The organism is Micromonospora sp. NPDC049282 (assembly GCF_043197045.1).
In the GTDB taxonomy this organism is placed as follows: domain Bacteria; phylum Actinomycetota; class Actinomycetes; order Mycobacteriales; family Micromonosporaceae; genus Micromonospora.
Map to the genome: position 1 here is coordinate 76,399 of NZ_JBICSL010000003.1, position 20,500 is coordinate 96,898.

General features: G+C 73.0%; 16 protein-coding genes and 1 tRNA gene. 12 read left to right on the plus strand and 5 right to left on the minus strand.

All coding sequences use genetic code 11. The annotated features are described in order from the left end of the window. Positions 1-4: 4 nt before the first annotated feature. From ACGFI2_RS06845 to topA, 4 genes are all read left to right on the plus strand, one after another. Positions 5-2,353 carry a sodium-translocating pyrophosphatase gene (locus ACGFI2_RS06845; protein WP_393511854.1) on the plus strand — a complete coding sequence of 783 codons (2,349 nt, stop codon included), beginning with the start codon at positions 5-7 and terminating at the stop codon, positions 2,351-2,353. Between the two features lie 97 nt (positions 2,354-2,450). Continuing rightward, the gene (locus ACGFI2_RS06850) at positions 2,451-2,990 is read left to right on the plus strand and encodes a hypothetical protein (protein WP_393511857.1); all 540 of its coding nucleotides are present in this window, start codon (positions 2,451-2,453) and stop codon (positions 2,988-2,990) included. After that, entirely contained in the window at positions 2,981-3,589 is a 609-nt protein-coding gene (locus tag ACGFI2_RS06855; protein WP_393511860.1) for a hypothetical protein, read from the plus strand. Before ACGFI2_RS06850 ends, ACGFI2_RS06855 begins: the two co-directional genes overlap by 10 nt. A 313-nt stretch (positions 3,590-3,902) precedes the next feature. Then, positions 3,903-6,731, plus strand: a complete 2,829-nt coding sequence (gene topA, locus ACGFI2_RS06860) for a type I DNA topoisomerase (RefSeq protein ID WP_393511863.1) — start codon at positions 3,903-3,905, stop codon at positions 6,729-6,731. Positions 6,732-6,794: 63 nt separating this feature from the next. Here the strand turns inward: topA and ACGFI2_RS06865 are convergent, their stop codons facing one another. Further along, positions 6,795-8,102, minus strand: coding sequence for a D-arabinono-1,4-lactone oxidase (locus ACGFI2_RS06865; RefSeq protein WP_393511866.1), 1,308 nt, complete (start codon positions 8,100-8,102; stop codon positions 6,795-6,797). A gap of 228 nt (positions 8,103-8,330) precedes the next feature. Between ACGFI2_RS06865 and ACGFI2_RS06870 the strand changes: the two genes are divergently transcribed. Next, the gene (locus tag ACGFI2_RS06870; protein WP_393513115.1) at positions 8,331-8,906 is read left to right on the plus strand and encodes a TetR family transcriptional regulator; all 576 of its coding nucleotides are present in this window, start codon (positions 8,331-8,333) and stop codon (positions 8,904-8,906) included. Between the two features lie 54 nt (positions 8,907-8,960). On the opposite strand, the gene ACGFI2_RS06875 is transcribed toward ACGFI2_RS06870, so the two are convergent. After that, entirely contained in the window at positions 8,961-10,169 is a 1,209-nt protein-coding gene (locus ACGFI2_RS06875) for an amino acid deaminase/aldolase (protein ID WP_393511869.1), read from the minus strand. 307 nt (positions 10,170-10,476) lie between these two features. On the opposite strand from ACGFI2_RS06875, the gene tmk reads away from it, so the two are divergent. The 6 genes from tmk to ACGFI2_RS06905 all read left to right on the plus strand — a co-directional run bounded on the left by tmk (position 10,477) and on the right by ACGFI2_RS06905 (position 16,468). Then, positions 10,477-12,543 (plus strand): dTMP kinase, encoded by a 2,067-nt coding sequence (gene tmk / locus ACGFI2_RS06880; protein WP_393513118.1) that lies wholly within the window; start codon positions 10,477-10,479, stop codon positions 12,541-12,543. After that, positions 12,540-13,904 (plus strand): DNA polymerase III subunit delta', encoded by a 1,365-nt coding sequence (locus ACGFI2_RS06885; protein ID WP_393511872.1) that lies wholly within the window; start codon positions 12,540-12,542, stop codon positions 13,902-13,904. The genes tmk and ACGFI2_RS06885 overlap by 4 nt, the downstream gene beginning before the upstream one ends. A 152-nt stretch (positions 13,905-14,056) precedes the next feature. Beyond that, positions 14,057-14,386: a YbaB/EbfC family nucleoid-associated protein gene (locus tag ACGFI2_RS06890; protein WP_358038318.1), complete on the plus strand. Its 330-nt coding sequence runs from the start codon at positions 14,057-14,059 to the stop codon at positions 14,384-14,386. Position 14,387: 1 nt separating this feature from the next. Continuing rightward, a complete protein-coding gene (locus tag ACGFI2_RS06895; RefSeq protein ID WP_393511875.1) occupies positions 14,388-14,693 on the plus strand; it encodes a hypothetical protein in 306 nt (101 codons plus the stop codon). After that, entirely contained in the window at positions 14,693-15,361 is a 669-nt protein-coding gene (locus ACGFI2_RS06900; protein WP_393511878.1) for a hypothetical protein, read from the plus strand. Before ACGFI2_RS06895 ends, ACGFI2_RS06900 begins: the two co-directional genes overlap by 1 nt. Before the next feature lie 261 nt (positions 15,362-15,622). Next, the gene (locus ACGFI2_RS06905; protein ID WP_393511880.1) at positions 15,623-16,468 is read left to right on the plus strand and encodes a stage 0 sporulation family protein; all 846 of its coding nucleotides are present in this window, start codon (positions 15,623-15,625) and stop codon (positions 16,466-16,468) included. Positions 16,469-16,561: 93 nt separating this feature from the next. Here ACGFI2_RS06905 and ACGFI2_RS06910 read toward each other — a convergent pair whose 3' ends face one another. Next, positions 16,562-18,298: a metallophosphoesterase family protein gene (locus ACGFI2_RS06910; protein ID WP_393511883.1), complete on the minus strand. Its 1,737-nt coding sequence runs from the start codon at positions 18,296-18,298 to the stop codon at positions 16,562-16,564. Positions 18,299-18,429: 131 nt separating this feature from the next. Here ACGFI2_RS06910 and ACGFI2_RS06915 point away from each other — a divergent pair. Continuing rightward, positions 18,430-18,506 (plus strand) — tRNA-Thr (locus ACGFI2_RS06915). A 174-nt stretch (positions 18,507-18,680) separates the two neighbouring features. On the opposite strand, the gene ACGFI2_RS06920 is transcribed toward ACGFI2_RS06915, so the two are convergent. Together ACGFI2_RS06920 and ACGFI2_RS06925 are read right to left on the minus strand one after the other, a co-directional pair. Next, on the minus strand, positions 18,681-19,601 hold the full coding sequence (locus ACGFI2_RS06920) for a hypothetical protein (protein WP_393511886.1): 921 nt from the start codon (positions 19,599-19,601) through the stop codon (positions 18,681-18,683). Beyond that, the gene (locus ACGFI2_RS06925; protein WP_393511889.1) at positions 19,594-20,484 is read right to left on the minus strand and encodes an alpha/beta hydrolase; all 891 of its coding nucleotides are present in this window, start codon (positions 20,482-20,484) and stop codon (positions 19,594-19,596) included. The genes ACGFI2_RS06920 and ACGFI2_RS06925 overlap by 8 nt, the downstream gene beginning before the upstream one ends. Positions 20,485-20,500 lie beyond the last annotated feature (16 nt).

Here is a 20,500-nt window from a genome sequence, read left to right on the forward strand (position 1 = left end):
ACAGATGTCCGGGACCTTGGCCGCCGACGGCGGCGCACTGTCCCTTACCGGAGCCAACGTGACGTACGTCGTCATCGCCGCGGTCATCGCGCTGGTGGCCCTCGTCTTCGCGGCCGCCCTCACCAGGGCGGTCCTGGCGGCCGGTACGGGAACCACCAACATGCAGGAGATCTCCGGGGCGGTGCAGGAGGGCGCGTCGGCGTACCTGCTGCGGCAGTTCCGCACTCTGGCGATCTTCGTGGTGATCGCCGTCGTGCTGCTGTTCCTGCTGCCGGTGCACGACACCGACGGCAACCAGACCCTGGTGAAGATCGGCCGGTCGGCGTTCTTCGTGGTGGGTGCGCTGTTCAGCGCGTTCATCGGCGGCGCCGGCATGTGGCTGGCCACCCGCGCCAACCTGCGGGTCGCCGCCGCCGCGCGCGAGCGCGAAGGCGGGCGCGAGGGCGCCATGAAGATCGCCTTCCGCACCGGTGGCGTGGTCGGTTTCCTCACCGTCGGCCTCGGCCTGTTCGGCGCGGCGCTGGTCGTCATCCTGTTCAAGGGCGACGCCCCGACCGTGCTGGAGGGCTTCGGCTTCGGCGCCGCGCTGCTCGCCATGTTCATGCGGGTCGGCGGCGGCATCTTCACCAAGGCCGCCGACGTCGGCGCCGACCTGGTCGGCAAGGTCGAACAGGGCATCCCCGAGGACGACCCGCGCAATGCCGCCACCATCGCCGACAACGTGGGCGACAACGTCGGTGACTGCGCCGGCATGGCCGCCGACCTCTTCGAGTCGTACGCGGTCACGCTTGTCGCCGCGCTGATCCTGGGCCGGGCCGCGTTCGGCGAGGACGGCCTGGTCTTCCCGCTGATCATCTCCACCATCGGCGTGCTGGTCGCGATCGTCGGCGTGTTCATCACCCGGCTGCGCACCAGCGACCGCAACGGCCTCACCGCGATCAACCGGGCCTTCTACCTCTCCGCGGTGCTCTCCGCGGTGCTGGTGGCGGTCGCCGCGTTCGCCTACCTGCCGGCCACCTTCGGTGAGCTGGCGGGCGGGCTGACCGACGTGGACCGCAACCCGCGGCTGGTGGCCATCGGCGCGGTCGTGATCGGCATCGTGCTGGCCGCCGCGATCCAGGCGCTCACCGGCTACTTCACCGAGACCAACCGGCGCCCGGTGCAGGACATCGGCAAGAGCTCGCAGACCGGCGCGGCCACCGTCATCCTCGCCGGCATCAGCGTCGGCCTGGAGTCGGCGGTCTACTCGGCGCTGCTGATCGGCGCCGGCGTCTTCGGCGCGTTCCTGCTCGGCGGCAGCTCGATCACGCTGTCGCTGTTCGCGGTCGCGCTGGCCGGCACCGGCCTGCTCACCACCGTCGGCGTCATCGTCGCGATGGACACGTTCGGCCCGATCTCCGACAACGCGCAGGGCATCGCCGAGATGTCCGGTGACATCGACGAGCACGGCGCGCGGACGCTTACCGAGCTGGACGCGGTCGGCAACACCACCAAGGCGATCACCAAGGGCATCGCGATCGCCACCGCGGTGCTGGCCGCGACCGCGCTGTTCGGCTCGTACACCGACACGCTGCGTGCCTCCTACGAGGACGCGGGCGTGGGCGACGCCGCCGCCGAGATCCTCAACTCGCTGAACGTGGCCAACCCGCGCAACCTGGTCGGCCTGATCATCGGCGCGGCGGTGGTCTTCCTCTTCTCCGGTCTGGCCATCAACGCGGTCTCCCGCTCGGCCGGCGCCGTGGTGATGGAGGTACGCCGGCAGTTCCGCGAGCTGCCCGGCATCATGGACCGCACCCAGCGGCCCGAGTACGGCAAGGTCGTCGACATCTGCACCCGGGACGCGCAGCGCGAGCTGATGACCCCCGGCCTGCTGGCCATCCTGGCCCCGATCGCGGTCGGTTTCGGCCTCGGCCCGGGCGCGCTCGCCTCCTACCTGGCCGGCGCGATCGGCGCGGGCACGCTGATGGCCGTCTTCCTGGCCAACTCCGGTGGCGCGTGGGACAACGCCAAGAAGCTGGTCGAGGACGGCGCGTACGGCGGCAAGGGCTCCGAGTCGCACGCCGCGACGGTCATCGGCGACACCGTCGGCGACCCGTTCAAGGACACCGCCGGTCCGGCGATCAACCCGCTGCTCAAGGTGATGAACCTGGTCTCGCTGCTGATCGCCCCGGCCGTGGTGGCCTGGAGCGTGGGCGACGACAAGAACAACGCGCTGCGGATCACGATCGCCGTGGTGTCCGCGTTGATCATCGTGGCGGCGGTGGTGTTCAGCAAGCGCAAGGGCGTGGCGATGGACGACTCGGACAGCGGTGCCGGCACCCCGGACCAGCACCCGGAGACGGTCAACGCCTGATCTCCACGGGACGGTTCCCGGTCGGCCGCCGGCCGGCCGGGAACCGCACGAAACCTGACCGGTGGCAGTTCCACCCGGAGGTCGTACGCTGCAACGCATGCGTACGCGCCGGGCGGCAACCGCCGGAAAGCTCACGGTGGTCCTGGCCACGCTGGTCCTCGTCGTCGCCGGCTGCGGCGGCCCCAGCCCGCGGGCCTGGGCCGCCTCGGTCTGCCAGGCGCTCAGCCCGTGGCGCGCGGAGATCTCCAAGCTGACCAGCAGCACCCAGCAGCAGATGACCGCGCAGACCACGCCGGCGCAGGCCAAGGAGAACCTGGTGCGGCTCTTCGCCGGGGCCGAGGAGGCCAGCGAGACGGCCCGGCGCAAGGTCGAGGAGGCGGGCGTGCCGGAGGTCGAGCGCGGCACCGAGGTGTCGGCCGGGTTCCAGGGCTCGCTGGGCAAGATGCGGGACGCGTACGGGCGGGCCCGCGCCACCATCGACGGGCTCGACACCGCCCAGGCCGGCCCCTTCTACGACGGCGTGCGCGCCGCCGTGGACACGCTGAACAAGGAGTACGACGCGAGCGCGCTGGACACCAGCAGGCTCAACTCACCCGAACTCAAACAGGCCTTCGACGAGGTCCCGGAGTGTCGCTGACGCCACCTGCGAAGAATCCGGCCCGCCAGCCCTCGCTGTTCTCCACCGAGGCGGCCGATCCGACGCTGGCGGACCTCTCCGGCCTGCTCGCCGGGCCGGGGGAGGTGGTGCGGATGGGCGGCACGGCGCGGCTCTCCGTGGTGGTGGACGCGGCCTGGCGGGTGCACGTGCTGGTGGCCGAGATGGGCGCCCGGGGTGTGCCGGCGAGCTGGGAACCGACCGAGGACGGCCGGCACCGGGTGCGCACCGCGTACTCGACCACGCTGGCCCCGCTCGCCCGGGCCTGGCTGCGTGGCACGGCGAAGCGGCCACCGGCCCGGTTCCACCTCGACGGGCGGCGGCTGCGGCTCTGGGTCGCCGCCGCCGGGGCGGCCGAGCCGGGCGGGTTCCGGCTCCGGCTCGGCCCGGCCGACGAGCCGAGCTGGCCGGCGGTGCGCGCCGCGCTGGCCGCGGTGGGGCTGCCGGCCGCGTTCGTGGAGCCGGACGAGGGCGGGCCGGCGTACCGGATCGGTGGGCGGCGGGTGATCCGACTCGCCGAGCTGGTGGGGGACCGGCCGCCGACCGCGCCGGCCGCCGACTGGCCGCGCCCGCACGGCTGAAGCTCGGGCGCAATCCCGCCGGCTGTCCGATCACGGACAACCCGGGCGACGGTTTGCCCAGGAAAACGACCGGCGTCACCTCCACCGTGGGTCCGTCATCGTCACAGTCACCCGCTCGGCGCCCTACCCACGGTGTACGGTGGCGCCGTCCGGCAGGGTTCGGCCGGCGACCGCCCGGTTGGCGGCCCGTTTGCCGCCCACGAAACCCGGAACGTGGACGGCGCGTTACGTTGGACGTCCGGGCCACCGGTGGCCCGGACGGTGCAACAGGGCCCGAAGCGGGCATGGCGTAGGAGTGAGGTCGGGGAGAGACGTGCCGAGCAACGCTGGAACCACCCGTCTGGTCATCGTCGAGTCACCGGCGAAGGCCAAGACGATCTCGGGCTACCTCGGCCCGGGGTATGTCGTGGAGGCCAGCTTCGGCCACGTCCGGGACCTGCCCCGCAACGCCGCCGACGTGCCGGCGAAGTACAAGGGCGAGCCGTGGGCACGGCTCGGCGTCGACGTCGACAACGGCTTCCACGCGCTCTACGTGGTCTCCGCCGACCGCCGGCAGCAGATCAGCAAGCTGGTGAAGCTGGCCAAGGAGGTCGACGAGATCTTCCTGGCCACGGATGAGGACCGCGAGGGCGAGGCGATCGCCTGGCACCTGGTGGAGACGCTCAAGCCCAAGGTGCCGGTCAAGCGGATGGTCTTCCACGAGATCACCAAGCCGGCGATCCAGGCCGCGGTGGCCAACCCCCGGGAGATCGACCGCGACCTCGTCGACGCCCAGGAGGCCCGGCGCATCCTCGACCGGCTCTACGGCTACGAGGTCTCCCCGGTGCTGTGGAAGAAGGTCATGCCGAAGCTCTCGGCGGGCCGGGTGCAGTCCGTGGCGACCCGGATCGTGGTCGAGCGGGAGCGCCAGCGGATGGCGTTCCGCACCGCCGAATACTGGGACATCCTGGCCACCCTCGCGGTGGCGAAGCCGGGCGACGGCCCGCGTACGTTCAACGCCACGCTGGTCGCGCTCAACGGCGACCGGATCGCCACCGGCAAGGACTTCGAGCCGACCACGGGTCGCGTCAGGCCCGGCGCCGGGGTGGTCCACCTCGACGAGGGCGGCGCCAGGGGGCTTGCCGCCCGCCTGGCGGACCGGCCGTTCACGGTCACCCGGGTCGAGGAGAAGCCCTACCGCCGCCGCCCGTACGCGCCGTTCATCACCTCCACGCTCCAGCAGGAGGCGGCCCGCAAGATGCGGTTCTCGTCCCAGCAGACGATGCGCACCGCGCAGCGGCTCTACGAGAACGGCTACATCACCTACATGCGTACCGACTCGGTGAACCTGTCGGAGACCGCCATCGCCGCGGCCCGCCGCCAGATCGTCGAGCTGTACGGCGAGCGCAGCGTGCCGCCGGAGCCGCGCCGGTACACCGGCAAGGTGAAGAACGCGCAGGAGGCGCACGAGGCGATCCGCCCGGCGGGCGACAACTTCCGCACCCCGGGCGACGTGGCCAAGGAGCTGTCCGGCGAGGAGTTCAAGCTCTACGAGCTGATCTGGCGGCGCACCATCGCCTCGCAGATGACCGACGCGGTCGGCTCCAGCGTTTCGGTGCGCATCCGCGCCGTCTCGTCGGCGCAGGAGGAGGCCGACTTCGGCGCCACCGGCAAGACCATCACCGACCCGGGCTTCCTGCGCGCCTACGTCGAGTCGAGCGACGACGAGAACGCCGAGGCCGAGGACGCCGAGCGGCGGCTGCCCACGCTGGTCAAGGACCAGCCGCTGACCGCCGACGAGCTGGCCGCGCAGGGCCACCACACCCAGCCGCCGTCGCGCTACACCGAGGCGTCGCTGGTCAAGGCGCTGGAGGAGCTGGGCATCGGCCGCCCGTCCACGTACGCGTCGATCATGCAGACCATCCAGGACCGCGGGTACGTGACCAAGCGCGGCCAGGCCATGATCCCGACGTTCCTGGCGTTCGCGGTGATCGGGCTGATGGAGCGGCACTACCCGCGCCTGATCGACTACGACTTCACCGCCAGCATGGAGAACGAGCTGGACGAGATCGCCGGCGGTGACCACGCCGCGGTCGACTTCCTCACCTCCTTCTACTTCGGCAGCTCCAACGGCGCCGGCGACCAGGCCATCGCGCACGCCGGCGGGCTGAAGAAGCTGGTCACCGAGAACCTCACCGAGATCGACGCGCGCAGCGTCAACTCGATCCCGCTGCACACCGACGACGAGGGGCGCGAGGTCGTCGTCCGGGTCGGCCGGTACGGGCCGTACCTGCAGCGGACGGTGCCCGGCGAGCAGCAGCAGCCCACGCCGTCCGGCGAGGGCGAGGAGAGCGGCGGCCAGGGCGACCGGGCGCCGATCCCGGAGGGCCTGGCCCCCGACGAGCTGACCCCGGAGAAGGTGTACGAGCTGTTCCTCGGTGGCGGTGGCGAGCGCAAGCTCGGCGACGACCCGTCGACCGGTGAGCCGATCCTGCTGAAGTCCGGCCGCTTCGGTCCGTACGTGGCCAGCGGCGAGCGGAAGTCGTCGCTGCTGCGCTCGCAGTCGCCGGACAGCCTCACCCTGGACCAGGCGTTGCGGCTGCTCAGCCTGCCCCGGCTGGTGGGCGTGGCGCCGGACGGCGTCGAGGTCTTCGCCAACAACGGTCGCTACGGCCCGTACGTCAAGCGCGGTGACGAGTTCCGCTCGCTGGACTCGGAAGACAAGATGTTCACCGTCACGCTGGACGAGGCGCTCGCCCTGCTGGCCGCCCCGAAGACCCGGCAGCGCCGGGCCGCCGCGCCGCCGCTGCGGGAGATGGGCAACGACCCGGCCACCGAGAAGCCGTTGGTCATCAAGGACGGCCGGTTCGGCCCGTACGTCACGGACGGGGAGACCAACGCCTCGCTGCGGCGCGGGCAGACCCCGGAGGAGCTGACCCTCGAGGAGGCCTCCGAGATGCTCGCCGAGAAGCGGGCGAAGGGTCCGGCGCCGAAGAAGAAGGCAGCCAAGAAGGCCGCCCCCGCCAAGAAGACAACGGCCAAGAAGACCGCCGCCGCCAAGTCGACGGCCGCCAAGAAGACCACGACGGCGAAGACCACCACCGCCAAGAAGGCCCCGGCCAAGAAGGCGGCCCCAAAGAAGGCCACCACCTCTCCGGAGTAACTCGCGCTCGCCGAGATCTTGGAAGGAAAGGGCCCCTATGAGGGCCATTTCCTTCCAAGATCTTCAGGCGTCCAGCACCTGCCGGAGGTACGGGTTGGTGAAGCGGTTGTTTGGGTCCAGGCGGTTGCGGACGGTCAGGAAGTCGGTGAACTTCGGGTAGGCGGTCGACAGGGACTCCGCGGTTCGCCAGTGCAGCTTGCCCCAGTGGGGACGGCCGCCCAGTTCGGTGGCGACCTTCTCGAACGCCCGGAAGTACGGCTCGTAGGGCATCCCCACGTACTGGTGGATGGCGACGTACGCGGAGTCCCGCCCGTACCCGTGGGAGAGCCAGATGTCGTCGGCCGCGGTGAACCGCACCTCGACCGGGAACAGCACCTTGAACGGCAGCCGGTCTACGATCCGGCGCAGTTCGGCGAGTGCGGTGGGCAGCGCGTCGCGCGGCAGCCCGTACTCCATCTCCACGAACCGGACCCGGCGTGGGGTGCAGAAGACCCGGTCGGAGCGGCCGGTGTAGCTGCGTTCGGTGAGCGCCCGGGCGGAGACGGCGCTGATGCCCGGTGCGAGGGCGGGCACGGCGCGGCCGAGCCGGCAGGCGCCGGCGAAGACGGTGTTGGCGAGGAACTCGTCGTCGAGCCAGCCGCGCCAGCGGGGCAGCGGCCGGTCGTCGGCGGGTACCCGGTCGTTGGTCTTGACCTGCACCCGGTCGGTGTAGGGGAACCAGTAGAACTCGGCGTGGTCGTGCGACTCGTAGAGGCCGGGCAGGTCGTCGAGCACCTCGGCGAGCGCGGCCGGCCGCTCGTGCGCGCGCAGCACGAACGCGTCCACGCAGCGCAGGGTGACCTCGACCAGCACGCCGACCGCGCCGAGCCCGACCCTCGCGGCGTCGAAGACGTCGCGGTGCTCGTCGGCGGAGCAGCGCAGCACCTCGCCGGTGCCGGTGACCAGGGTCAGCGCGGCCACGAAGGTGGAGAGGCAGCCGAGCTCGGCGCCGGTGCCGTGGGTGCCGGTGGAGAGCGCGCCGGCGATGGTCTGCGCGTCGATGTCACCGAGGTTGGGCACCGCCAGCCCGTGCCCGGCGAGCAGATGGTTGAGCGTGTGCAGCGTCATCCCGGCCGGTACGGTAACCAGGCGGCGCGTCACGTCGACGGTGACGTCGGTCTCCAGTTCGGCGAGGTCGAGCCGGTGCCCGTCGGCGACGGCGGTGGCGGTGAAGGAGTGTCCGCTGCCGACGGCCCGGATGGTCCGGCCCGCCGCGCTCGCCCGGCGGACCGCCTCGGCCACCTCGGAGACGGTACGGGGACGCTCGGTGACCAGCGCCGTGCTGTGTTGGTTGCCGGCCCAGTTGGACCAGGCGGCGGGGGGACCGGCCATGGCGAACACTCCTCGACATGAATATGAAGTGAATTCATATCAGGAACGTTGTGCCTGGTAAATACCGCAATCGAGCCCGGCTCGTTGTACCGGTAGTCACAGACTCGTGACGTGCAGATATGTTCATCCGTCGAAGGGGGGTGGCGCCGAGTGTCCACACCAGCCGCCACGACCGGGCCGCTGCGTCGGGTACCGGTGCAGGGTCGAAGTGTCGCGCGGGTCCAGCGGATGCTGGACGCCTGCGCCGAGCTCGTCGACGAGGTGGGGTACGAGGGCTTGACCACGACCCTGCTCGCCGAGCGTGCCGAGGTGGCGATCGGGTCGGTCTACCAGTTCTTTCCGGACAAGCGGGCGATCGTGCAGGCGCTGACCCTGCGCACGATGGAGTCCTATCTCCAGCGGCTCGACGAGCGTTTCGCCTCGGACGACCTGACCCACTGGTGGGACGGGGTCGACGCGGCGATCGACGAGTACATCTCGATGCACCGCACGGTTCCCGGTTTCCGTACCCTGCACTTCGGCGACGTGGTCGACCTGCACCTGCTGGACGACCAGCGGGACAACAACGGGGTGATCGCGGAGCAGCTCGCCCGCGTGCTCACCGAGCGTTTCGGTCTGGCCGGGGTGCCCGACCTGCGGTTCCACCTGGAGGTCGCGGTCGAGGCCGCGGACGCCCTGATCAAGCTGGCGTTCCGTCGCCGCGCCGACGGCGACGAGCGGGTGCTGGTCGAGGCGAAGGCGCTGATCCGGGAATACCTGCACCGGCAGGTCAACGCCCCGGTGGAGGCCGTGCACCAGGGTTGAGCGGCATGCCGAGCGGCGGGTTCGGTGAGTGCGCCCGGACCCGCCGTCGTCAGGTCAGAGGAAGGCCCGGCCCTCGCCCCGGTAGGTGGGCACGGTCGCGACCACGGCGTCGCCCTCGACCAGGTGCACCTCGTTGACGTGCTCGCACACCTCACCCGCCTTCGCGTGCCGGAACCACACCCGGTCGCCGACCCGCAACGCGTCCGCGGCCTCGCCGGCGAGCGGGGTCTGCACCTCGCCCGCGCCCTCCGCACCGAGCAACTTCAGCCCGGCCGGCAGCCACGGCCGGGGCAGCCGGCTCTCCGCCGCCGGGCCGGAGGCGATCCAGCCGCCGCCGAGCACGGTGGCCAGCCCGGGCGCCGGCCGGCGGACCACCGCGCAGGCGAAGAACGCCGCCGGGGTCGGCCGCCAGGCACGGTACGCGTCGAACAGCGTCGGCCCGTAGAGCCCGGATCCGGCGGTGACCTCGGTGACCGCCGGGTCGGCGCTGGTGGCGGCCACGCTGCCGGTGCCGCCGCCGTTGACGAAATCCAGGTCGGCGTGTTCGCGGACCGCGGCGACCGCGGCCGACCGGCGGGCCAGCAGTTCGCGGTACGACCCGCGCTGGGCGACCCGGATCGCGGAGCCGACCATCGCCTGTCCGGGCGGGGCGTCGCCGAGGCCGGCGATCTGTGCCTCGTACGACATCAGGCCGACCAGCCGGAAGCCGGGCCGGCCGGCGACGGCGGCGGCGAGCGCGCCGGCGGCCCGGGCGCTGTGCACCGGCGAGCGGCGCACTCCGACGTGCACCCGGCCCCGCAGCGGCCGCCAGGAGGCGTCCAGGTCGAGGCAGACCCGCAGCGCGGGCCGGTTGCCGGGCGGGCAGACCCGGTCGATCAGGTCGAGCTGCCCGGCGTCGTCGATCATCAGGGTGACCGCCTCGGCGCGGGCCGGGTCGGCGGCCAGCTCGGCGAGCGCTTCCCGGTGGGCGGTCGGGTACGCGACCAGCACGTCGTCGGCGACGCCGCTGCGGGCGAGCCAGAGCGCCTCGGGCAGGGTGAAGGCCATCACGCCGTGCCAGCCGGGCCGCTTGAGCGCCCGGGTGAGCAGCTCGCGGACCCGCACGGACTTGCTGGCCACCCGCAGCGGCTTGCCGCCGGCCCGGCCGGCCAGCGCGTCGGCGTTGGCGTCGAACGCGGAGAGGTCGACCACCGCGTACGGCGGGTCGAGGTGGGCGGTCGCCCGGTCGAGACGATCGCGAATTTCGGCACGGTCGATGGCCACGTCTGCACGCTAACTGTCTGGACGGCAATGCGAAATACCCTCGCGTCTGTCCGGGCTGCGGGCGGTGGCTCCGGCGGCCTAGGCTCGGCGAGCAGGCGAATGTCGCGGGAGGCGGTGCCCTCCGCGCGACTAGAGTGTTCCACCGGGGATGCCCAGACCTGGGCCGGCACGTGGAGGTACGGCCATCGAAAGCCAGAAGAACGGCGAGTCGTCCGGCGTGTCGTCGCCCGGCACACCGGCCGACCGGTCCGGCGTCGCCGCGATCCGCTCGGTACTGCGCATCCGGCCGTTCCGCCGGCTGTGGATCGTGCTCAGCGCGGCCTCCTTCGGCGACTGGCTCGGCCTGCTCGCCACCGCCCTGTTCGCCGCCTCGCAGGTGTCCGGCAGCACCGCCCAGGGCGCGGCCTTCGGCGGCGTGACCGCGATCCGGCTGTTGCCGGCGCTGGTGCTCGGCCCGGTGGCGGGCGTCTTCGCCGACCGGTTCGACCGCCGGTGGACGATGGTCATCTGCGACCTGCTGCGCTTCGTGCTCTTCGCCTCGATCCCGCTCTACGCGCTGACCGGCGCCGCGGGTGGCCTGGTGGTCGGCTGGGCGCTGATCGCCACCTTCCTGATCGAGTCGATCACGTTGATGTGGATCCCGGCCAAGGAGGCGGCGGTCCCCAACCTGATCCCGCGCACCCGGCTGGAGGCGGCCAACCAGCTCACCCTGATCACCACCTACGGCCTGACCCCGGTGGCCGCCGCCGTCGCGCTGGCCGTGCTGGACCGAGGCGTGCGCGGGGCGGTCGGCGGCGACCTGCCCAACTGGGCCGAACCGGCCCAGCTCGCGCTCTGGTTCAACGCCTTCTCCCGGCTCGCCACCGCGCTCGTGGTGGCCTTCGGGATCAAGGAGATCAGCGAGGCGCAGCGCGGCGAGGGGGAGCGCGCCGAGCAGAGCATGTTCCGCCAGTTCGCCGACGGCTGGAAGTTCATCGGCCAGACGCCCCTGGTGCGCGGTCTGGTGCTGGGCATCTTCGGCGCGTTCGCCGGCGGCGGCATCGTGGTCGGCACGGCCAAGTTCTTCGCCAACTCGCTCGGCGCCGGTGACGCGGCGTTCTCGCTGCTCTTCGGCGCGATCTTCGTCGGTCTGGCGCTCGGCATCGGGCTCGGCCCGATGATCGTGCGGGACATGTCCCGGCGACGGTGGTTCGGCATGAGCATCGTGCTGGCCAGCGCCTCCGTGCTGGTGCTCGCGTTCGCCATCCACCTGTCCATGGCCATCGTCGGCGCGATTCTGGTCGGTGCCGGCGCCGGCATGGCCTTCCTGGCCGGCACCACGCTGCTCGGCGGCGAGGTCGCCGATGAGGTGCGCGGCCGCGTCTTCGCGGTGGTGCAGATCGGCACCCGGCTGGTGCTGATCCTGGCCATCGCGCTGAGCAGCCTCCTGGTCGGCGTCGGCGGCTCCCGCCAGCTCACCATCGCCGACCTGGGCATCTCCATCTCCTCGACCCGGCTGCTGCTGCTCGCGGCCGGCGCGGCCGGCATCTTCGCCGGGATCAGCGCGTTCGGCCAGATGGACGACAAGAAGGGCGTACCGGTCCTCGCCGACCTCTGGGGCTCGATCCGGGGCCGCCCGCTGATGCCGGCCGAGCCGTTCGTCTCCTCCGGTCTGTTCGTGGTCTTCGAGGGCGGCGAGGGCGCCGGCAAGTCCACCCAGCTCGCCGCGCTCGCCGAGCGGCTGCGCGGCGGCGGTCGGGACGTGGTCGTCACCCGCGAGCCGGGCGCCACCGGGGTCGGCGAGCGGATCCGCTCGCTGGTGCTGGGCACCGCCCACGACGACGCACCGTCGCCGCGCGCCGAGGCGCTGCTCTACGCCGCCGACCGGGCCCACCACGTGGCCACCGTGGTCCGCCCGGCGCTGATCCGAGGCGCCGTGGTGATCAGCGACCGCTACGTCGACTCGTCCCTGGCCTACCAGGGCGCCGGCCGGACGCTGCCGGTCGACGAGGTCTCCTGGCTCTCCTCCTGGGCGACCGGCGGGCTCAAGCCCGACCTGGTGGTCCTGCTCGACGTCGACCCGCGTACCGGGCTGGGCCGGGTGGCGGCCCGCAGCGAGGACGCCGACCGGCTGGAGGCCGAGTCGGTGACGTTCCACGAGCGGGTCCGCTACGCGTTCCTCGACCTGGCCGCCGGCGACCCGAAGCGTTACCTGGTCCTCGACGCGTCGCGTCCGGTCGAGGAGATCACCGACGCGGTCGCGCGCCGGGTGGACGAGTTCCTCGTCGACCCGGCCGGGATCGTGCACCCGCGCCCGGCGCAGGGCCCGGACACCTCGGTCCAGCCCGAGTTATCCGACGCGGAGCTGGTGACGATGGAGCAACGCCGAAGATGACGGACGTCTTCGCCGACCTGGTCGGGCAGGACGAGGCGGTGGTCACGCTGCGGCGGGCCGCCGCGTCGGCCGCCGCGCTGCTGCGGGCCGGCGCGCCGGTGGCGGCCCGCGTGGGCGTTCCGGCCGATGGGTACGACGACCTCGACGCGCTCGCCGAGCAGTTCGACGACCCCGGCGACCCGAGCGGGCCCGGCGCGTCCGGCTCGGGCGAGTCCGCCTGCGACCCCGGCGCTTCCGGCGACCCGGGCGGGGCGGCAGCCGCCGAGGCCGCCCCGGGTGCCGGGATGACGCACGCGTGGATCTTCACCGGGCCGCCCGGCTCCGGCCGGTCGGTGGCCGCCCGCGCGTTCGCCGCCGCCCTGCAGTGCGTGCACGGCACCGGCTGCGGCCGCTGCCCCGGCTGCCACACCACGCTGGCCGGCACCCACGCCGACGTGCGGCTCGTGGTGCCCGAGGGGCTCTCCATCTCGGTCGGCGAGATGCGCGCGCTGGTGCTGCGCGCGGCGAGCACGCCCTCCGGCGGTCGGTGGCAGATCGTGATCATCGAGGACGCCGACCGGCTCACCGAGGCCGCGGGCAACGCGCTGCTCAAGGCGATCGAGGAGCCGCCCCCGCGTACCGTCTTCCTGCTCTGCGCCCCGTCCACCCACCCGGACGACGTCTCGGTGACCATCCGGTCGCGGTGCCGGGTCGTGCCGCTGCGCCAGCCGCCGGCCGGCGCGGTGGCCGAGGTGCTGGTCCGCCGGGACGGCGTCGCCCCGGACGTGGCGCAGTGGGCCGCGGCGGCCGCGCAGGGGCACGTCGGCCGGGCCCGGCGGCTGGCCCGTGACCCGGAGGCCCGGCAGCGGCGGGAGGCCGTGCTCGCCGTGCCGCGCCGGCTCACCGGCGTGGGCGCGGCGTTCGACGCCGCCTCGGCGCTGATCGAGGCCGCGGAGGCGGAGGCCGCCGTCTCGGTCGCCGAGGCCGACGAGGCGGAGCGGGCGGCGTTGCAGACCGCGCTCGGCGCGGGCGGCACCGGCCGGGGCGCGGCCGGCGCCATGCGGGGCGCCGCCGGCCAGCTCAAGGATCTGGAGCGGCGGCAGAAGTCGCGGGCCACCCGGGCGCAGCGGGACGCGCTCGACCGGGCGCTGGTCGACCTGGCCGGTTTCTACCGGGACGCGCTCACCATGGCGCTGCGGGCGCCGGTCGCCCCGGTGCACACCGACACCGCGACGACGGCCGCGGCCGGTGCGCAGAAGTGGGACGCCGAGGGCTCGCTGCGCCGCCTGGAGGCGGTGCTGGAGTGCCGGGCGGCGATCGAGGCGAACGTCAAGCCACGGATCGCGGTCGAGGCGATGATGCTCTCCCTCTGGCGGGGCTGACCCGGCCGCCCGCACGCTGTCCACAGGGCATCGACACGCGCGATTGACGTGCGGTACGGTCCGGTGATGCCGTGGTGACCAAGGCGGCACGCTCAGTGAGGGTGGCGTCGGGGTGGGGCCGGCGGCGCCGACCGGCCGGGAGGAGTGCGCCGATGGCGCGGGGGGAGATCGACGAGGCCTGGATCGAGGAGGCGGTGCGGCGCTACCGCCGCATCGAAGCCCTGCAGGCCGAGTTCGACCAGGCGGTCGCCACGGTGGAGGTCACCGTCCGTTCGCCCGACGGCCTGGTCGAGGTGGTCGTCACGGCCGGCGGGCGGATCACCGACGTCCGCTTCCTCGGCCCGCTGCACCAGCGCAACCCGCGCGACGTGGCCGGCTCGGTGCAGGCCGCGGTGACCGCCGCCGCCGACGCGGCGCAGTGGGCCCGGGAGAAGCTGCACAACGAGACCTTCGCGGCCTACCGGCCGCTGGCGGGAGCCTGACATGGAATCGCTGCGCGCGCTGGCCGCCCGCCTCGACGATGCCGGCGCCACGCTCGCCACGCTGGCCCGCACGGTGACCGCCACCGACCCACCGCACCCGGCGTTCGGCGCCCACGCCGCCGGCCGGCCCGGCGACGTGGGGCGTGCCCTGCACCGGCAGTGGACCGCCGCCACCACCGACCGGGCCCGCGAGGCGCAGGCCGCCGCCAACCGGCTGGCCGCCGCCGCGGCGGCGCTGCGCAGCGCCGCCGAGCGCTACGCGGCGGCCGACGACGCGGTCGCGCGCCGGCTGGCCCGGGAGGCCTGATGGACGCGCTGGACCGCCTCGCCGAGCCGGGCCTCGACCTGCTCAGCCGGGTCGACACGCTGCTCGCCGCCGGCGCGCCCGAGGGGCACCGGCTCTGGCCGCTGCTGCGCCGGATGCAGGTGCTCCCCGGCGCGGCCGTGCGCGAGTTCCTCGAACTGCACCCCGCGCCGCTGACCGGCGCCGGCCACGCCGTGCGCCGGCTCGTCCGGGGATACGACGACGCCTCCGCCGTCCTCGCCGATCAGGTCGCCTGGTCCGGGTCGGCCGCCGCGGCCTACGACGACGCCCGCACCGCCCTGCTCCGGCACCTCGACGAGGGGCCGGAGAGCCTGGTCGGCCGATTGGAGTCGACCGCGGGCTACGCGGACGCGCTGGCCGGCTGGGTGGACAGCAGCCGGGCCGCGCTGGCGCGGGCGCTCGCCGAGGTGCTCGGCTCGGCCGAGGCGGTCACCGTGCACGCCGCCGTACGCCCCGGCGTCGAGGCCGGTCCGGTCGGCGCCGCGGCGGCGGCCGAGATCGCCACCCGGGTGCTGGGCGTGCTCGGGGTGGCCTACGACGGAGCCGAGACGCTGCTGCGCCAGTGGGGGCCGAGCCTGGCCGAGACGACCTGGCGGGACCGCGCCGTCTCCGCGCCGCGATACGGCGGCACCACCCGGATCGGCTACTGACGGTCCACGGCGTCGCACGCCGATCCGGCCGTGGCCGGGCACCGGCGTGCGACGCCGTGGCCTTCCCCTGCACCCCCCGCAGGTATGCCTTCACTCAACGCGGTCGGCAGGCGTTTGTCCCGGGGTCGGCCCAGGTTTCAACCGTCCGGGCGAGGCGTGGGGGTCGCTTCGGTCGGGTCGACCGGGATGGATCGCTGCGCGGTGTGACCGGACGGCGACCGGCAAGCCGTCCGGCCGCGCGGGTCCGCGTAGGGTGGGCGCATGGGCATGCTCTGCGCGGTCAGCTTCAACCGGTACGGGCGCCTCTACTACCTCGACCCGGGTGAGCTGCGCCCGCAGGTGGGCGACCGGGTGCTGGTGCCCACCGACGACGGACCCGAAGTGGCCGAGTGCGTGTGGGCCGCGCAGTGGGTCAGCGAGGACACCGACGGTTTCCCGAAGCTGGCCGGCCCGGCCGGCGACGACGACCTGCGCCGCGACGAGGCGCTGCGCCGGCGCAAGGCCGACGCGAAGGTGGCCGCCAAGCGGCTGATCCGGGAGCACGGCCTGCCGATGAAGGTGGTCGCGGTCGACCACGTGCTCGGCACGCCGGAGACCGGCAGCGACCGCACCACGATCTACTTCACCGCGCCGCACCGGGTGGACTTCCGCTCCCTCGTCCGCGACCTGGGGGCGACCCTGCACTGCCGGGTCGAGCTGCGGCAGCTCTCCGCCCGCGACTCGGCGCGGGTGCAGGGCGGCATCGGCTCCTGCGGGCGTGACCTGTGCTGCGCCACGTTCCTCACCGACTTCGAGCCGGTGACCATCCGGATGGCGAAGGACCAGGACCTGCCGCTCAACCCGCTGCGCATCTCCGGCGCCTGCGGGCGCCTGATGTGCTGCCTCAAGTATGAACATCCGCTGTATCAAAGATTCCAGGAGTCCGCCCCGGCGGTCGGCACCCGCGTCGACACGCCCCAGGGCGAGGGCAAGGTGGTGGGCCACAGCGTCCCGCGCGACGCCGTCACGGTGCGCCTCGACGCCGACGGCTCCCGCTGCCAGTGCAGCCGCGCCTCCGTCTGCGCCCCCCGCCAGTCCCACGACCAGCACTACAACCCCTCCTCCTGACCCCGCCCGCGCCCTCGGGGTCGACCAAGGAGTTCGGATCACCCTTCGCGCCCCCGCGCGACGCCAACTCCTTCGTCGACAGGATGGGGGCGGTCAGCGGAGGGTGATGGGGGGCTCGGCCAGGCGGGGGGTCAGCGGGGTTCGGGGGGTCAGCCAGGGGGCGGTGGGTGAGTCGTCCGGGTTCAGGCTCCAGGCGTGGGAAACCCTGTCCAGGGCGATCGGGTAGATCGTCAGGGTGCCGTCCGGATCGAACCGGAACCGGAGGAACGCCTTCGAGTCCTCGATGCCCTGGCCGGCGAAGAGCTCGTTCAGGTTCACCCCGAACGCGCCCGCCACCAACAGGTAGAGCGCCACCAACTGGCTGGCGACCAGCCCGCTGACCGGCCCGTAGAGCACCACCGCCGCGACCGCCGGCAGCGGCCACGGCCACTCGTAGAACGGCAGGTGCAGCCAGAGCCAGGTGCCCCCGGCGGCCAGCGCCACGTGGCCCAGCCCGTGCGCCACCCCGAGGATCCAGTGCCGGGCGTGTCGCTTCCCGCCCGCGCTGGGCGGCTTGGCGAAGAACGCCGCGCCCAGCAGCGTCACCACGAGCATCGCCACCAGCGGAACGCTGAACAGCCGCTGCGCGGTGGAGTCGGCCCGCTGCGCCGACACCCCGGCCATGGCCAGCATGAGCAACGTGTGCAGCGTGCCCAGCAGCGTGGCGAAGCCCGGGTTGCGATACGGCAGCCGGCCGAAGATGCCCCAGCCGTACCGGCGGGAGCGCGCCTTCTCCGGATAGCGGGCGGCCAGGTCGTACTCGCGGGTGCGGCTGGCCCGCCGGGTCAGCGTGTCCCGCGGCGGCACCTCCAGCCGCTCCGGCAGGCGGTGGGTGGGGTAAAGGTAGGCGCCACCGCCGCCGCACGTGATGAGCTGCCGCTCCGGGCTCGAGTACCGGGCGTAGTGGTGCAGGTCGCCGGAGACCAGCAGCCGGACCTGCGCCCCGGTGGGTGCCACGATGGTACGGATGAAGTAGTCGACCGAGTCGTACGCGTTGGGGTGCTCGGCGGCCTTCACCCACGTCGGCGCCGGCACCGCCACGATCACCCGGGACCGTGGGGTGAGCTTGCGGGCCACCTCGTCGAAGTAGGTGAGCTGCGGATCGTCCAGGTACGACCCGGACTGGTCGTCGAGGCCCAGCAGCCACCAGCCGGCCGGCAGCTCGACCGCGAAGTACGAGCGGGACTGACCGGTGCCCCAGCCGCCGAAGTGCCGGTCCCGGGAGCGCACGAACAGTCGCAGGAACGCGGTCAGGCCGTCGTACCAGTCGTGGTTGCCCGGCACCGCGAAGAGCGTCGGGCGCTCCGGCGGGGCGACCGGCAGCGCCGCCTGGTACGGGCCCTTGGTCCGGTCCTCGTACGCCTCGTAGCCGGCCGACGGGTAGACCTGGTCGCCGCCCATCACCAGCGTCTGGGCCCGGGGCAGCCGGTGCCCGTCCACGGTCAGCTCCGGCTGGGCGAGCAGGTAGGCGATCGAGTAGGTGGCGTCGAAGCCGTCGCCCAGGTCGGCCACGTAGTCCAACCAGAGCCCACCGTCCGGCCCCACCTGCCGGAACGTGTCGTCGCCGAAGGCGTTCTGCAGCTCCCGCTTGTCCAGGTACGCCCCGAACAGGATGGCCAGCAGTGTCCGCAGGCCGGTGCTGATCAGCAGCAGCGGCGCGAGCCAGGGGACCGGCCGGCGCGGGGTGAAACCCAGCTCCAGCGGGTCCAGGCTGTGCGGCCGACGGCTGGCCCGCTCGCCGGGGCGCGTCTCGGGGTCCGGCTGTCGCGGCGGTACGTGATCGTCGGTCACCCGCCGCAGGGTAGTCCGCGCCGGGCGGGAAGTCTCTCCCGTGCGGGGCTTCCCGTGCCCCGGTGTCCGGTTCCGGACGGGGGGATCCCGTTCGGCTCCCGGCCGGGCGTGCCGTACACTTGACCATCGTTGCCGCCTTAGCTCAGTCGGCTAGAGCGACGCACTCGTAATGCGTAGGTCGACGGTTCGATTCCGTCAGGCGGCTCCAGGTTGAGGCTCTGGCCAGCAAAAATGCTGGTCAGGGCCTCACGTTTATCGATGTAGATTTCAACCACCCCCCGGAAACCCCACAAACGCATCAGCGCGACCAGGTTGTCGTGACCCCCATAGCGGACAGGCGGCCCAGTGCTGCGCTGGAACGGCACCGGCCCGGCCGAACCCGTCAGCTGTCGAGGTGTCCCTGCAGCCGGCCGTAGACGGCGGGCTGTGGGGCGACGCCGTCCTCGGATACCTGGTGGATGCCGACGATGGCCAGGGAGATCTGCTCGTCGGTCCAGAGTCGTCCGCGTACGACGTAGCGACTACCTGCCTCGAACGGCTTCTTGAACAGGGCCGCCACCTTCTCGAAGGTGTGCCCGGCCACCGCCAAGCCGGCGTCGCCCACCAGGAGGGTGGCGTGGTCCTCCAGCAGGCGTAGCAGCTCGGCGGAGAACACATATTGGTTGGTGTCGGTGTGCTGGAGGCCGAACCAGCCCGCGGACTCGACGTTCGCGGGCGTGGCCTCGGTCAGGGCGCCGGGCACCGTGCTCAGCTCCTCGACCGTGGGGTGAGGCGGGTCGAGTGGATGTACCCGCAGGTGGGCGGTCTCCGGCAGTGGTTCCCGTACGAGACGGCGGGTGACCGGCCCGAACGGGCGGATCAGCGTGAGCACGAGCCGGCCGTGACCGCACGGTGACGGGGTTGGGTCGGCGATGTCGCGATAGCGCTTCGGATCACCGGACCCGATCGGCGAGCGAAGGTCGTAGCGGCACTCGAAGCCGAGCCGGGCCGCCAGGTCGCCGAGGCCCGCGCCGGAGAGCTCGCTGTGCCGGATCGCCAAGTCGACGTCCATCGGCGCGCCGACCGCGAGTGGTCCGCCGGTGCGCTCGTGCTCCGCGTAGGTCAGCACCGAACCGTTGCCGGCGGCGCGCAGGGCGGTCACGTCCACGTTCGCGCCGAACTGGCCGTACACCAAGGGAAAGGTGAGCGCGGTCGCGGTGCGGGACTTCAGCCGGAAGCCGCGGTCGAGGTCGGCGATGGTGAGGCTCACCCGCTCGCTGTGGCGCAGCTCGTCGGTCTGCTCGGGGGCGCTGATCTTAGGCATTTTCCTCGCTCCGGACGGTCGGGATGGCGAATGCTCGGGTCAGGACGGCGTCGATTCGGTCGGTGTAGCCCTGCGGGTCGACCAGGTGGTTGGTGAGGTGCCGCCCGCGGCGGACCCGCCAGACCTCGGTCTCCCCACCGCAGTTCTCCTCGAGGAAGCGGATGCTTTCCGCCACGTCGAAGAGGTTGTCCCGCTCGCCGACGATGTGCAGGACGACGGTGCCGGCCAGCTTGCCGACCGACCGGGTGGCGTGGTTGTAGAGCGGCGTCGCCCGCGTCCACAGTACGACGGCGCGCACGACGCACCAGTCGACGGCCGTCCGGACCCGCCGCCATCGTGCTCCCCGCCGTTCCCGGCGCAGCAGCGTGTCGAGCATGTCCTGCCAGCGCACCAGCGGCGTCGAGTCGAAGATCACCGCGGGGTAGTGGCGGGGGCCGTGTCCGGCGTGCGCGATCACCATGTTGCCGCCGAACGAGCAGCCGAGCAGGGCGATCCGCGTACGCAGGGAAGGAAGGTCAGCCAGCAGCCGGTCGACGGTGTGCTGTACCACCGCCTCCAGATCGTGGAGTGGATCCCAGAGGCTGCCCCACAGCCGCCGGGGCGGCGGCCCGCTTTTGCCGCAACCGCGGAAGTCGAACGCCACGACCAGGTAGCCCCGCCGGAAGAGCAGTTCGGCCTGACCGAGCACGCGAGACTTGTCGGTGCTGCGGGAATGGCAGAGGATCACTACCCCGCGCGGGCTCTCCGGCCGGAATGCCCAGCCGGCGATGCGGACGAGGTCCACCGTGACGATCTCGACCGGCGACGCCACCAGCCCGAAGTCGGCCGGCGAAAGGAAGTCGGGTCGCGGCTCGGGACGGGCGAAGCGGAGAAACTGCCGCACCGGGTACGCGAGCATC